Genomic DNA, 13,457 nt, shown 5'->3' on the forward strand with positions numbered 1-13,457 from the left:
CAGATGAAACAATATTTAGAATTATTAGAAAAAATTAAACAAGAAGGAATCGAAAAATCAGACCGTACAGGAACAGGGACAAAAAGTATCTTTGGCTATCAAATGCGATTTGATTTATCAAAGGGGTTCCCAATTTTAACAACAAAAAGAGTTCCATTTGGACTTATTAAAAGTGAGTTATTATGGTTTATTAAAGGAGATACAAATATCCGTTATTTATTACAACATAATAATCATATTTGGGATGAGTGGGCTTTTAAACGTTATGTAGAGTCAGCTGATTATACTGGAGAAGATATGACAGATTTTGGTCGTAGAAGTTTACAAGATCCAGAATTTAAAGAAGTGTATGAAAAAGAATTGGAAACATTTTGCCAAAGAATTTTAAATGAGGATGAGTTTGCTGCAAAATATGGAGAATTAGGAAATATTTATGGTTCACAATGGAGACATTGGAAAACGACTCAAGGAGAAACGATTGACCAATTAGCACAAGTGATTGAGATGTTGAAAACTTCACCTGATTCAAGAAGATTATTAGTATCAGCATGGAATCCAGAAGATGTTCCAAGTATGGCTTTACCTCCATGTCACACAATGTTTCAATTTTATGTGGCAGATGGCAAGTTAAGCTGTCAATTATATCAACGTAGTGCAGATGTCTTCTTAGGTGTGCCATTTAATATTGCGAGTTATGCATTATTAACGCATTTAATTGCGAATGAAGTTGGATTAGAAGTTGGAGAGTTTGTTCATACTTTAGGAGATGCTCACTTGTATTTAAATCACTTAGAACAAGTGGATCTTCAATTAAGCCGTGAACCTTTTGAATTACCACAATTAGTGTTAAAACATCCTGAAAAATCATTATATGATTTAGAAGTTGCAGACGTTGTATTAGAAGGATATGAATGTCATCCAACGATTAAAGCACCGATTGCTGTTTAAACTAAAGGAGGAAATTGCATGTTAATTTATATTTGGGCACAAGATGAAAATGGTGTGATTGGTAAAGAAGGAGTTTTACCATGGCACTTACCAAATGACTTGAAATTTTTTAAAGAAGTAACATTAGATCAAACGATTGTAATGGGACGCAATACTTTTGAAGGTATGGGGAAGAGATTATTACCAAGAAGACACAGTATCATTGTATCTTATCAAGCAGATTATGATGCAAATGGAGCAGAAGTTGTTACTGATATTGCAACTTTAGTAGAAGATGCTAAACATGAAGATATCTATATTCTTGGTGGAGCAGTATTATTTGATTCGTTAAAACATGAAGTAAATACACTTTATTGCACAAAAATTCATGCACAATTTGACGGGGATACGTATTTTCCAAAAGATTTTCCATGGGAAAAATTTGTTAAAGTCAAAAGTATGGATGGAACAGTGGATGAAAAAAATATTTATCCACATACCTTTGAAATTTATCAAAAAATTGAGGATGCATCATGACGACTTGGAATGAAATATTATCAGAAGAAATGAAAAAAGACTATTATCAGGAGTTGCTAGCTTTTGTTCAAAAAAGAAGAGAAGAAGTCAGTGTATTTCCTGAAGAAAAAAATGTTTTCAGAGCTTTAGAATTAACACCATTTGAGTCGGTGAAAGTCGTCATTTTAGGACAAGATCCTTATCATGGGTTTGGACAAGCACATGGATTAAGCTTTTCTGTTCAAAAAGGAATTCCACTTCCACCATCGCTTAGAAATATTTATAAAGAATTACAAGAAGATTTAGGTGGAGAACTGCCAACAGAAGGGGATTTATCACATTGGGCAAAACAAGGAGTATTATTGTTAAATACTGTTTTAACAGTAGAAGAAGGAAATGCGAATAGTCATAAAGGAATGGGATGGGAAAGATTAACCAATCGTCTCATTGAGTCTTTAAATGAATTGAATCATCCAGTGATTTTCATCCTTTGGGGTAAACCAGCTCAGGATAAGGAAAAACTGATTACGAATCCAAGTCATGTCATTTTAAAATCCCCTCATCCAAGTCCTTTATCGGCTTATCGAGGGTTCTTTGGAAGTAAACCATTTAGTAGAATAAATGACATCTTAATCCAACAAGGACAAATACCAATTCGTTGGACGGAATAAAAGGAGAATGATATGAAACATCGTTTTTTTAAACTCTTTCTTTTATGGATGACGGCTCTAACATTTGTTGCTTGTTCATCGAATACTCAAAAAGAGAAGCAAGAAGGAACCAATACGACAACTACTCAGGTTGAGCAATCACAAAATTTGCCTGATTCTCTGTTACCATTTAAACGAGAAAAACAATTGGTATTAGGAGAATTGGATTCTTATAAACGCTCAACTCAGGCACATATTCAATTACGATATGATGATAAGCCAACAGAACAAAGAGAAAGCAAAATTAATGTTGATCCAGTTGGTTGGCATAACTTTAAATTCCCAGTAGATTATTCAGGAAAAGAAGCATGGTTTATGAATCGTGGACATTTAGTCGGATATCAATTTAGTGGATTAAATGATGAGTTGAGAAATTTAACTACGATGACGGCTTATTTAAACACGGGAAGTATGACAGGAACGGATGAGAAAAATCCTGTTGCCATGTTATTTTATGAAGAAAAATTAGCGGCATGGTTAAAACAAAATAAAAATGCGTGGCTTGATTATCGAGTAACACCACTTTATACAGATTCAGAATTAATTCCACGTCAAGTAGAATTACAATATGCTGGAATCTCTGCAAATGGAAGATTGATTCCGATTCAATTTAATACTTCTCTTGAAGAAGTGAATGAAGATGGAACTACACGAGTTATTTTGAATAATGATGCACCAAATGGAAAATTGGATTATCAAACTGGCTTGGCAGAAGCGAGTATTCAAAGTGAGAAACAAGAAGAAACTAAGCCTGAATCTAAGAACAAAAATGATCGTACCGTGTACGTTGCAAATGAAGGAAAAGCAACAGTTTATTGGTATGATAAAAAAAGAATGCCAGCAAAAACGAATCAAGCAAAAGTGGTAGAAATGAGTGAATCCCAAGCAAAAGCACAAGGGAAGACTCATGCAGAAAAAGAATAATAGAAGTATGACTTTTCTGAAGTAGCAAAGGTATTATGCTACTTCGGAGGGTCTTTTTTCTTGTGGTAAAATGTTATTTTTTGAGCATAAAGTCTTTACATTAGATTTTATTTCCTTTAAAATTAATACGAAATAAATTATTGGGGAATAAGGTGTTTTATAATGAAAAATTTATTAAAAGATATAAAAGGTCATGGGTATTTAAGAAAAACTAGTTTCGGTCTTGTAAGCGGTATTTTATTGACATCTTCAATATTTATGACTTTAGGAACTAATCCGATTCTTGCAGTTCAAGAAGAAAAAGTAGATTCAACAGAAAAAGTTGCTTCTGATGGGAAAACAGAGGCAAAAGATGAATTTGTACGAGAAAAAATAGTTCCTGTTAAGGAAGCTGAATTGAAAGCTAAAGTAGAGGAAGTAAAAAAATCTGGAGTTACTGTTGAAGAAAAGCCAGCTGAAGCAGTTGGATCAGCAAAAACAGAAACTGAGGAAGCTTCTTTAAAGAAAGAGGCAGAAACTAAAGTAGATGAACAAATTAAATCTCTAGAAGAAGCGAAAAAAGAGGAATTAGCAAGACAAGAGAAAGCAAAGAAAATAAATTCTGTAAGAGAATTTTATGTAAGTAATAATTCAATGAAGCATTTTTTAGTCCATTATTTAAATTCAAGAGAATTTGATGAAGATTTTAACAAGACAGTAGAACTTTCAGATTTTAAATCTGACAAAGGAGACGTTCATTTTGTTGAAGGAAAAAGAGCTATATTAAAAATTCCAAAATCTTTTGTAAATAATCCAATCACTACGGTACCTACAAAAGTAAAAACCATATTATATACAACTGATAAAAATTTAACACCTCTTCAAGATGAAAGATTAAATCATCTTATTGATTCATACATTTTGAAAGTAAAAGACGGAGAAACAATTTCTTACAATATAAAAGTAAATGATGAAAGCAATCTCAGAAAAACTTATGGTATTGATACTATTGAAGTAAAACGTACTTATAATTTTGGACTTACGAATAGTCCTGAGTATTTTAATGTTTTAACAGATAAGATGATTGAAAGTATTTATGTTTTTTCAAAAGACTCTAAATCAACTAATCAAAAAGAGGGAAGTTCTAATGTAATTACGGAATATTCATACAAAGATTCAACAGGTACACTTATTCCTTTAAAAGATTTATACGCTAAAGTTATTAATATTTCAGTATTTAATGGACAGGAAATAATCAAATCTTCTGATATTCGTGATGAAAATATTAATGCAGCGGAACTGGTGAGAGTACAAAATGATACGTCAAATGTTCAATTCAATAGTACTGAGGTAAAAGTAACTCCTGAGGGAAGAATTTCTCAAAAATTTAATTACACTATTAAAGATAATATAGGAGGTTTCATCAAAAATTCTTTCTTTACAAGAAAAGATATTTTAAAAAATGTTGATTACAAGAAGTTAATGGAACATGTTTCTGTAAATTATCATTTAGTAACTTATAAAAAACTAATTGATACTGGAGTTGTACAACAAAAATTTGTGGATGAAAAAGGAAATGAAATTGCTCCTACAATTACTAGTGAGAAAAGTGATAAAGACTCTACAGTTACTGTAGCAACTCCTCCAAAGGAAATAATTTATAATGGTCAAACTTATTTGTTACAAACAGAAAAAATTCCAAATAGTTTAGTCATTAAAAAAGGAATTAATTCAGTAACTTTTAGTTATAAATTACAGGTTGTTAGTGATAAAGGAACGCCAGAACGTCTAAAACTAGAAGAGTTTAATGTTGGAGTAGTTCCAAATGAAGCACCAAAACTAGAAGAATCTGATGTTGAGGCTCCTAAACCTCAACATAAAGAACAAACTAAAAACTCTACATTTGATGAAACTTCTAAAAAAACTGAAAATGAAGTCCAAAATTCAAGTGAAAAACCACTGCCAACAAAGCAAGAAAAAGAAGTAGGTCATCAAACAGTATCTGAAAAGGTTGTTCCAAATAAACAAGATCTTCCAAATACAGGTATGTCGGATACTAATTTATATTATACGATTAGTGCTAGTGTTATTAGCTTACTAGGTATGATGAGTTTAAAATTCAAGAAGAAAGATATGAAATAAATTTTAATAGTATAGAATAAGTATTCATCCAAATGAATTAAATAAGAGATCAAAGACTTTTCGAAGTAGTGAAGTGACCCCAAAAGTTAGATTTTTTATGTCTAACTTTTGGGGTGCAGTACATAGCTAGTTGACTTCGGAGAGTCTTTTTTTTCTTGTAATAATTATAAAATGTGATATTATTACATTTATAGTATTAAATTTCTAATATAACGAGGTGAATACATGAGTCAACCTTTAATCGAAGTGAAAAATATTCATAAACGATATGCAAAATATCATGCCTTAGATAATGTATCATTCAATATTTATGAAGGTAGAATTTGTGGCTTGATTGGTGAAAATGGAGCAGGAAAAACAACGTTAATTCGTATTATCTCTGGATTAATTAAACAAGATTCTGGAGAAATTGTTGGACTAAAAGGATGTAAATTGAGTTCAATTGTTGAATCACCAGCTCTTCATTTGAATCTTTCGGCATATGATAATTTACAGTATCAATTATTACTTTGTGGAGAAACTCCTTCTCATGAAAAAATTGAGGAAGTATTAAATTTAGTAGGCTTAGCCGATGTGGATCCAAAGAAAAAAGCCAAAGATTTTTCATTAGGAATGAGACAACGATTAGCGATTGGATTGGCAATTATTGATTCACCAAAATTATTAATTTTAGATGAACCGATTAATGGATTGGATCCAAAAGGAATTAAAGATATTCGTGATATTTTAGCAACGTTAAAAAATGATTTTAATATTACGATTTTAATTTCTAGTCATATTTTATCTGAATTGGATCTTATTGCTGATGATTATGTCATTATGAGTAAAGGAAAAGTTATTCAGGAAGACTCAAAATCAACAATCTTATCTTCATTAGCAAAAAAAGTTATCGTTTCAACAGCAACAAATGATACAGCGATTGAAATTTTAACAGCAAATGATTGTGACTGTACTCTTTTACCTGACAAAATTGAAGTGACAAATACATCACTGACGATTAATCAGATGATTGATGTATTAAGAAAAAATCAGATTGAAATTTTTGAAATTTATAAAGAACAAGTTTCTTTTGAAGAATATTATTTTAATTTGGTTGAAGGAAGGTAAGAGCAATGATGTCAAATTTTAAAGCGGATATTTATAAAATTAGAAAAGAAAGAATCTTTTCGATTTCAATTTTACTATGTGTCTTATTAGAGTTCTTGTTTACATTTGTAATGAGAGAAAAGAGTGGTGACATTGGTGTTATTATGACTTTATCGACTTCAACAGCTTTTCTCCCATTATTTTTCATCGCAGTAGATTTATTCGTTTGGGGAGAAGATTTTGTATCCAGAACGATTAATACACAGATTATTAAATCTAAAAATCGTTTGTCTTTATTCATTTATAAAGTTGTGACGACAGTTTTATATTCAACCATCCATTTATTTGTAGGTTATTTATCTGTTGCTGTATTTAGAGGGATTTTTGCAGATAGTTCTTCTTTATCGACAGTGTGGAAAATAGCAGTGTACCAATATCCATATTTTTTATGTATCATGTTCCTGTCTATTTTCATTTTCAACTATGTAGATAAGGTCAGTTATGCGCAGTTAATTTATGTAGTGATTGTCATTTTATTTGATAATTTAATGAGTTTTTCGATGGCAAATGTTATTGACCCTGAATTGTTGGAACACTTTTTACTCTTTAACCAATTAAAGGCTATTACAGGTAGCGGAGACTTTTTAACGCCATCTGTTATAATTGCAATTATTTTTAGTGTTTTATACATTATTTTTAGTTATTATTTATTTAATGAACGAGAATTTAAATAAGGAGAAAGCTTATGAAGAAAATTTTACCATTTATCGTTTTTTTCCTAGTCATTGTAGCTTTTGGATTTTATATGACTTATAGTAATGCCAAAACAGATTTTGATTTTACACAGACTTGGGAATTACAAGAAAATGCGAAACAAAAAGTAGAAATTTATGGAACAGAGCAAAATGTGGAATTATCAATTGTAGAAACTTCTAATCCTCAAACAAAAGTAACTGTATCAGGAAAAATCTCCAAAACTTCTGTGAATACGATTAAAGATACAAAATTAAACGAAGAAGGATTATATATTCCAATTTCAAAACATGGATTTAGATTATATACTTCTCAATTCGGAAAAGATACATTAAAAGTTACAGTTGAATTAGCAAAAAATGCTGACCCATATGAAGTGTTTTTAGATACCGTTAGTGGAGAAGTAAAAGTGAATGTTCCACAAACATTTGATGGAAAATATGACATCATGTTGAATAATGGAGCTAAAATAACAGAAAAACCTGAAACAAAAGAAACAAGTGCAAGTGTCATTAAAGTAGATGCTTATACAGATGTAACGATTGTAAAAGGAAAATAAATAAAGTAAAAGAGCCTTTCGAAGAGAAAACGAAAGGCTCTTTTTAGGAGTATTTATATTATTAATTTAATTCTTTTCTAAATGCTTCAATTTCTTCAACTGATAATCCCGTAAGTTTTTGGATTTCTGCCATTGGTAAGTTCATTTTGAAGCAGATCATGACTTGCCCTTTTCGCTCTCCAATTTCTACTCGTGCTTCTTGAAATTCTTAGAATACTGTAAAATTGGTGATGACAATTGAAATAATTGGTTTTTCCTATTTTTAGAATAGAAACACTAAACTCGATAGTTATCCTTTAAAAGTTATGATAAACTATCTATAGCAAAGGAAAGGATGATGATATACGGAAAATATCGGAACAATTACAGAAAAAGTAAAAAAACTACTTTCAATTGATACTAATATCAGTGAAATACTCATCCATAATGATAATTTTAAAAAGCATTTAATGAAAAGAAATCATCAAAATATGATTCCTTATATACCGAATATCCAACAGTTTTTAAAAAATCCGGACTACGTTGGGATAAATCCAAGAGAAAAAGGTGTGAGTTTAGAGTATGTAGTACAAGTAAAACCTAATATTCTTATAGCCGTCAAATTAGACAGTAAGAATGGATATTTTTACGTTGCTACAATGCATGAAATTTCTCAATTAAAATTATCACAACGAATTCGAAATGGAAGATTACGAAAAATTGACAAATAACCATAAATGTTTATAATAAAATTATAAGGAGTATGAATTGAGGGTAGAAAGGTTCCTACCGCACCTCAAAAAGGTATATCCTACCAAAAGAGGTACCTGAGATGACGAGGTTACTGAACGTCCAATTGATACTTACGATATTTTCCACTAGACACCGTCAGGTGTCTTTTTTTATTACAAAAGAGTTTATTGTATTGATAAAACCGTATTGTCATTTTTTGTACAAGCTTCACTAGTTGTGAATTGTAGTCTTATTTTAGTGATTAAATTGATTCACCAACAGGATTTGTCGAACAACACAAAAGAACAGCCCATAAACGAGCTGCCTTTCATTTCACTATTATTCCATTTCTTTTCTAAACGCTTCAATTTCTTCAATCGATAATTCTGTATGCTTTTGAATTTCTTCCATTGATAAGTTTAATTTGAAGCACAATAGGAGTTTTCCTTTTGTTATCCCTTGTTTTTCGCCGATTTCAATTCCTTCTTCACGACCATTTTCATAATAAAATTCTAATACTTGATTAAATTCGTTTTGTCTTCTTTCAATTTCTTCTGCAAGTCTAATTTCTTCTTCCGTTAAATTGTTTAACATTTCAGCTGCTGCTTTTAACCCCTGAGTTGTATGTTGCATTTTTTCTCATCTCCTTGAAATTTTTTATTTACTCCTTACTTATTATATACGAAAAATTTTCTAAAATTAATTTTTTTACTCCAACTTTTTTAAATAATTCCTTGTGTATTTATTGTTTTGCGCTGGTGTGCTATAATCATCAAGGAATATCTGAATAAAAGAGGATTTTTAAATGAAAAGATTAACGACAGAAGAAGTTAAACAAAGAGAATTAGCGATTCTTTTAGCAGTGGATGAGTTTTGTAAAAAGGAAAAACTTCATTATTTTCTTAATTATGGAACATTAATTGGTGCGATTCGTCATAAAGGATTTATTCCTTGGGATGATGATATTGATATTATGATGCCAAGAAATGATTATGAACGTTTTAAACGTGAATTTCATTCAAACCAATATGACATTTTATCTTTAGAGACAAACCAAGAGTATTTTAATAACTTTATCAAAGTAGTTGATAACCAAACGGTTATTACAGATACTAGAAATCGTAAAACTTATAAGAGTGGAATTTTTATCGATATTTTCCCTTATGATCGAATAGATGATTTAAAAGCAGTAGATAAAACTTATCAATTAGAAAGTTTTAAATTATTATCATTTAGTAAGCATAAAAATATTGTGTACAAAGATAGTTTGATAAAAGATATGATTCGTACATTTTTCTGGACTGTGTTACTTCCTGTGTCTCCAAGAAAATTTGCGTATAAAATTGAAGAAGTCATTCAGCAATATACGAACCCGACTGGAAAATATGAATGCTTACTAGCTTCTAAATTAAAAGAAAAAGAAGTATTTGAAGCAGGGATTTTCGATGAAGTAATGGATGGAGAATTTGAAGGACATATCTTCCCGATTCCAAAAGAATATGACCGATTATTAACACAATATTATGGAGATTATTTAACATTACCTCCAATTGAAAAACAAACTAATCCGCATGAATTGGAAGTTTATTTAAAAGAAGAGGAGTAGCATGATGCCGAAGTATTTAACAAAAGAAGAATTAAAGCAAACACAATTAGACATTTTAAAATATATTGATCGTATTTGTAAGGAAAATGATATTCAGTATTTTGTCAGTTATGGAACATTATTAGGTGCTGTTCGTCATAAAGGATTTATTCCATGGGATGACGATATTGATATTTCTATGTATCGCTCTCAATATGATAAATTTATTCAAGCAGTTGAAAAAGATCAACATCCTTACTACAAAATTTTAAGTAAGGAAACTTCTGATTGGTATTTCCAAAACTTCCTAGTAGTGACAGATGAACGTACCGTTGTAGAAGATCATATTAAAGTCGATCGTCATGATACAAGTGTATTCGTAGATGTCTTTCCAATCGAACGTTATGATGATGTGACATTAATCGATAAAGCTCACTTAATGGCAACGTTACGAATGATTGCATACATTAAATTACAATATGTTCAATATGGCGATAGTCAGTTAAAAGATATTTGCCGTAAAATCATGTGGTATGCGCTACGAATTGTAAATCCACGTTGGTTTGGAAATCGTATCGATACCTTAATTAAAAAATATCGTAAAGAAGATGGACAATATGAAGGGCTTGTCGGTTGCGGTAAAGATGGGAGAAAAGAAGTATTCCCTCGTGGAACTTTTGAAGAATTAATTGAATTACCATTTGAAGATATGATGGTTCCTGCACCAAAAGAATATGATGTATTTCTTTCTCAATTTTATGGGGATTATATGACAGTTCCTTCTCAAGAAGAAATTGATTATAAGAGTCATTTATTACAAGCTTATCGTAAAGATGAACAATAATGGAGTTTAAGTCTAAGAAGAGGTTGGACGTTTCCAGCCTTCTTTTTATGTCTATCAAAGTGTAGCAGTAGAAGGAGAGTAAGACAAAAACTCCTAAAATCTTATAAATTGTTTAATATCTAGGATATATGTTTCTATCTTTGTATGAATTTGCTATACTATCTCCTGTATAATGAGGTGAATTATGAAAAATATTAAAGTAAATGCTATCGCAAATCTTTTAATGCGAGTATTAAATATTGTTTTTCCACTAATTACAGGTCCCTATATTGCCAGAATTTTAAATAAAACAGAGTATGGGTATTTTAATATTACGAATACCTTTATCGGATTATTTATCCCTTTTGCAACGTTAGGAATTTATAATTATGGAATTCGAGCCATCAGTAAGGCAAAGGAAAATAAGCAAGAGATTAATCGGATTTTTTCATTACTCTTTTATATTTCCTTATTTTGTACGACTATTACAACCATTGTCTATTTTATTATCACATTCCAAATGGAAGGTGCTCCTGTATTAAAAACATTGTATTACATTATGGCGATACAAGTGTTTGCACAGTTTTTAAATATTGAATGGATGAATGAAGCTTTTGAAAATTATACATTTATTTTGTATAAGACTTTATTTATTCGAATCTTTATGCTTGTTTCTATTTTTACATTTGTAAAAACAGAGCATGATATTGTGCCGTATGCCTTTTTAATGTCCATTGCGACACTGTTAAATTATTTAGCAAGTTTCTTCTGGATTAAAAAAGAAGTCCATTTTGTTGGCGTTCAATGGAAAGATGTTAAAGCAGTTATTCAACCGTTAATTGCTATCCTTTTATTAGCAAATGCAGGGATGCTTTATACCTATTTAGATCGAATGTTCTTATCTTCCATTGCTTTACCAGAATATGTATCCTATTACACGATTGCTCAAACATTAGTATTTTCTATTTCTGGAGTTATTAGTGGAGCTGTGAGTGTTAGTATTCCAAGACTTGGATATTATTTAGGAATTAATGATAAGAAAGCTTATGATGATTTAGTTAATAAGGGCGGAAGAATTTTTATGTTCTGTATTACGCCGTTAAATTTTGGATTAGCCATTTTAGCAAGTCATGCGACTGTATTATATGCAGGGGAGCAATATTTAGATGCTAGCTTCAGTGTATTCCTATTTGCTCTTCGTTCTATTCCATGGGCAATGGCATTAATTTTAGAAAATCAAATTATTTTTGTCCAAGGTTATGAAAATAAATTAACGATGTTCTACTTTATTGGTGGAGGATTAAACTTAGTATTGAACTCCATTCTAGCTGCTGTTGGGATTACAAAACCAGAATGGTATATTTTAACAACAATTGTAGCTGAATTATTAGTTATCGCATTAGACATCTTATTAATTAATAAAAATCAGTTAATCGATTTAAGAAGGCTGTTTATTCATGCGGGTAAATATGTTCTCTATTCATCAGGATTTTTCATCATTTATGGGTTAATTTCTTGGATTCGTCCAATTGAAATGGTCGTGAATGGGGCATTGCTGATCAATATTTTTGTAACAATTGTTAGTTGTGTCATTTATTATGTAGTTGTATTAGCACTTGTCAAAGATGAAATTTTCTATGATGTCATTAATGCTGTAAAAAATAAAGTGTTGAAGAGAGGATAAGCTATGAGTGAATTAATTAGTGTCATTGTACCTGTATACAATGTCGAACAATATTTAAAAAAATGTGTTCAATCGATTCAAACACAAACTTATTTAAATTTAGAAATTTTATTAGTGGATGATGGTGCAACCGATTCAAGTGGACATCTCTGTGATGAATTAGCAAGTCAAGATGAGCGAATAAGAGTCATTCATAAAGAAAATGGTGGCTTATCTTCAGCAAGAAATGAAGGACAAAAAGTGGCTCAAGGAAAGTATGTATTATTCGTAGATTCTGATGATTACATTCATGAAGAAATGATTGATTCCCTTTATCAGCAACTCATTACTGAAAATGCAGATGTTTCAAGTTGTAATGTCATGAATGTTTATACTACAAAACAAACTCCTCAATGTGATCGAGAAGATTTGTATTTAGTATTGAATAGAGAAGATTTTTTAAGAGAATATTTAATTGGACAAAAAGTTCCCGGAACGATTTGTAATAAATTAATTCGAAAAGAAATTGCTGACAAGATAGAATTTCCAGTTGGAAAAATTTATGAAGATGCATTTTATCATTATCAATTAGTGCAAATTGCTGAGAAATATGTCGTTAATACAAAACCGTATTATTACTATTATCATCGACAACAAAGTATTACGACAAATCCTTATCGTGAACGTGATTTAGTGTATATTACGATTTATCAACAATTCTATGATTTAGTAAAACAGCAATTTCCAAACTTGGAAGAAGAAGCATTCTTTCGATTATCGTACGCCCATTTTTATATTTTAGATAAGATGCTAGTGGAAGATGATTTTGAAACTTTAACAGATTATCCAAGAGTACGTCACTACTTGAAACAACATGCCTTTGAAATTGCGAGAAATACTATTTTCCAAAAGGGAAGAAGAATTGCTGCTTTAGCATTAAAAATCAATATTCATCTGTATCGAAATTTGATGCTGGCGAATATGGAGAAGAATAAAAAGATTCATGATTAATGAAGAAATGAAGACTTTTGCGATGGCAAAAGTCTTTTTTATATATTAAAACACCTTAAATTAAAAAA

14 protein-coding genes are annotated in these 13,457 nt (G+C 30.4%); 13 read left to right on the forward strand and 1 reads right to left on the reverse strand.

From position 1 onward, the window contains the following. Positions 1-3 precede the first annotated feature (3 nt). The 9 genes from RYL55_RS00970 to RYL55_RS01010 all read left to right on the forward strand — a co-directional run bounded on the left by RYL55_RS00970 (position 4) and on the right by RYL55_RS01010 (position 8,306). A complete protein-coding gene (locus RYL55_RS00970; RefSeq protein WP_315006488.1) occupies positions 4-948 on the forward strand; it encodes a thymidylate synthase in 945 nt (314 codons plus the stop codon). A gap of 18 nt (positions 949-966) precedes the next feature. Next, positions 967-1,464: a dihydrofolate reductase gene (locus RYL55_RS00975; RefSeq protein WP_315006490.1), complete on the forward strand. Its 498-nt coding sequence runs from the start codon at positions 967-969 to the stop codon at positions 1,462-1,464. Beyond that, entirely contained in the window at positions 1,461-2,114 is a 654-nt protein-coding gene (locus RYL55_RS00980; RefSeq protein WP_315006492.1) for a uracil-DNA glycosylase, read from the forward strand. The genes RYL55_RS00975 and RYL55_RS00980 overlap by 4 nt, the downstream gene beginning before the upstream one ends. Before the next feature lie 12 nt (positions 2,115-2,126). After that, positions 2,127-3,077 carry a DNA/RNA non-specific endonuclease gene (locus tag RYL55_RS00985; protein WP_315006493.1) on the forward strand — a complete coding sequence of 317 codons (951 nt, stop codon included), beginning with the start codon at positions 2,127-2,129 and terminating at the stop codon, positions 3,075-3,077. 162 nt (positions 3,078-3,239) lie between these two features. Next, complete coding sequence (locus RYL55_RS00990) at positions 3,240-5,198, forward strand: LPXTG cell wall anchor domain-containing protein (protein WP_315006495.1); 1,959 nt, start codon at positions 3,240-3,242, stop codon at positions 5,196-5,198. A 225-nt stretch (positions 5,199-5,423) separates the two neighbouring features. After that, positions 5,424-6,305: an ATP-binding cassette domain-containing protein gene (locus RYL55_RS00995; protein WP_315006497.1), complete on the forward strand. Its 882-nt coding sequence runs from the start codon at positions 5,424-5,426 to the stop codon at positions 6,303-6,305. Positions 6,306-6,310: 5 nt separating this feature from the next. Further along, a complete protein-coding gene (locus RYL55_RS01000; RefSeq protein ID WP_315006499.1) occupies positions 6,311-7,018 on the forward strand; it encodes a hypothetical protein in 708 nt (235 codons plus the stop codon). Positions 7,019-7,029: 11 nt separating this feature from the next. Beyond that, positions 7,030-7,596 carry an AMIN domain-containing protein gene (locus RYL55_RS01005; RefSeq protein WP_315006501.1) on the forward strand — a complete coding sequence of 189 codons (567 nt, stop codon included), beginning with the start codon at positions 7,030-7,032 and terminating at the stop codon, positions 7,594-7,596. Positions 7,597-7,958: 362 nt separating this feature from the next. After that, a complete protein-coding gene (locus RYL55_RS01010) occupies positions 7,959-8,306 on the forward strand; it encodes a PBECR2 nuclease fold domain-containing protein (RefSeq protein WP_315006547.1) in 348 nt (115 codons plus the stop codon). Positions 8,307-8,646: 340 nt separating this feature from the next. Here RYL55_RS01010 and RYL55_RS01015 read toward each other — a convergent pair whose 3' ends face one another. Further along, positions 8,647-8,940 carry a hypothetical protein gene (locus RYL55_RS01015; protein WP_315006503.1) on the reverse strand — a complete coding sequence of 98 codons (294 nt, stop codon included), beginning with the start codon at positions 8,938-8,940 and terminating at the stop codon, positions 8,647-8,649. 172 nt (positions 8,941-9,112) lie between these two features. Between RYL55_RS01015 and RYL55_RS01020 the strand changes: the two genes are divergently transcribed. The 4 genes from RYL55_RS01020 to RYL55_RS01035 all read left to right on the forward strand — a co-directional run bounded on the left by RYL55_RS01020 (position 9,113) and on the right by RYL55_RS01035 (position 13,389). Continuing rightward, a complete protein-coding gene (locus RYL55_RS01020; RefSeq protein ID WP_315006504.1) occupies positions 9,113-9,913 on the forward strand; it encodes a LicD family protein in 801 nt (266 codons plus the stop codon). Between the two features lie 4 nt (positions 9,914-9,917). Beyond that, positions 9,918-10,736: a LicD family protein gene (locus tag RYL55_RS01025; protein WP_315006550.1), complete on the forward strand. Its 819-nt coding sequence runs from the start codon at positions 9,918-9,920 to the stop codon at positions 10,734-10,736. Positions 10,737-10,920: 184 nt separating this feature from the next. Continuing rightward, positions 10,921-12,399 carry an oligosaccharide flippase family protein gene (locus RYL55_RS01030; RefSeq protein WP_315006505.1) on the forward strand — a complete coding sequence of 493 codons (1,479 nt, stop codon included), beginning with the start codon at positions 10,921-10,923 and terminating at the stop codon, positions 12,397-12,399. Positions 12,400-12,402: 3 nt separating this feature from the next. Next, a complete protein-coding gene (locus tag RYL55_RS01035) occupies positions 12,403-13,389 on the forward strand; it encodes a glycosyltransferase family 2 protein (RefSeq protein WP_315006506.1) in 987 nt (328 codons plus the stop codon). Positions 13,390-13,457: the final 68 nt, after the last annotated feature.

It is taken from the genome of uncultured Granulicatella sp. (assembly GCF_963515615.1).
Taxonomy (GTDB): domain Bacteria; phylum Bacillota; class Bacilli; order Lactobacillales; family Aerococcaceae; genus Granulicatella.

What these genes read in the sequence shown, in the direction of transcription:
- RYL55_RS00970 (WP_315006488.1), top strand. Translation starts at nt 4, where the DNA reads ATGAAACAATATTTAGAATTATTAGAAAAAATTAAACAAGAAGGAATC.
- RYL55_RS01000 (WP_315006499.1), top strand. Translation starts at nt 6,311, where the DNA reads ATGATGTCAAATTTTAAAGCGGATATTTATAAAATTAGAAAAGAAAGA.
- RYL55_RS00990 (WP_315006495.1), top strand. Translation starts at nt 3,240, where the DNA reads ATGAAAAATTTATTAAAAGATATAAAAGGTCATGGGTATTTAAGAAAA.
- RYL55_RS01015 (WP_315006503.1), bottom strand. Translation starts at nt 8,940, where the DNA reads ATGCAACATACAACTCAGGGGTTAAAAGCAGCAGCTGAAATGTTAAAC.
- RYL55_RS00995 (WP_315006497.1), top strand. Translation starts at nt 5,424, where the DNA reads ATGAGTCAACCTTTAATCGAAGTGAAAAATATTCATAAACGATATGCA.
- RYL55_RS00985 (WP_315006493.1), top strand. Translation starts at nt 2,127, where the DNA reads ATGAAACATCGTTTTTTTAAACTCTTTCTTTTATGGATGACGGCTCTA.
- RYL55_RS01020 (WP_315006504.1), top strand. Translation starts at nt 9,113, where the DNA reads ATGAAAAGATTAACGACAGAAGAAGTTAAACAAAGAGAATTAGCGATT.
- RYL55_RS01030 (WP_315006505.1), top strand. Translation starts at nt 10,921, where the DNA reads ATGAAAAATATTAAAGTAAATGCTATCGCAAATCTTTTAATGCGAGTA.
- RYL55_RS01005 (WP_315006501.1), top strand. Translation starts at nt 7,030, where the DNA reads ATGAAGAAAATTTTACCATTTATCGTTTTTTTCCTAGTCATTGTAGCT.
- RYL55_RS01035 (WP_315006506.1), top strand. Translation starts at nt 12,403, where the DNA reads ATGAGTGAATTAATTAGTGTCATTGTACCTGTATACAATGTCGAACAA.
- RYL55_RS00975 (WP_315006490.1), top strand. Translation starts at nt 967, where the DNA reads ATGTTAATTTATATTTGGGCACAAGATGAAAATGGTGTGATTGGTAAA.
- RYL55_RS01025 (WP_315006550.1), top strand. Translation starts at nt 9,918, where the DNA reads ATGCCGAAGTATTTAACAAAAGAAGAATTAAAGCAAACACAATTAGAC.
- RYL55_RS00980 (WP_315006492.1), top strand. Translation starts at nt 1,461, where the DNA reads ATGACGACTTGGAATGAAATATTATCAGAAGAAATGAAAAAAGACTAT.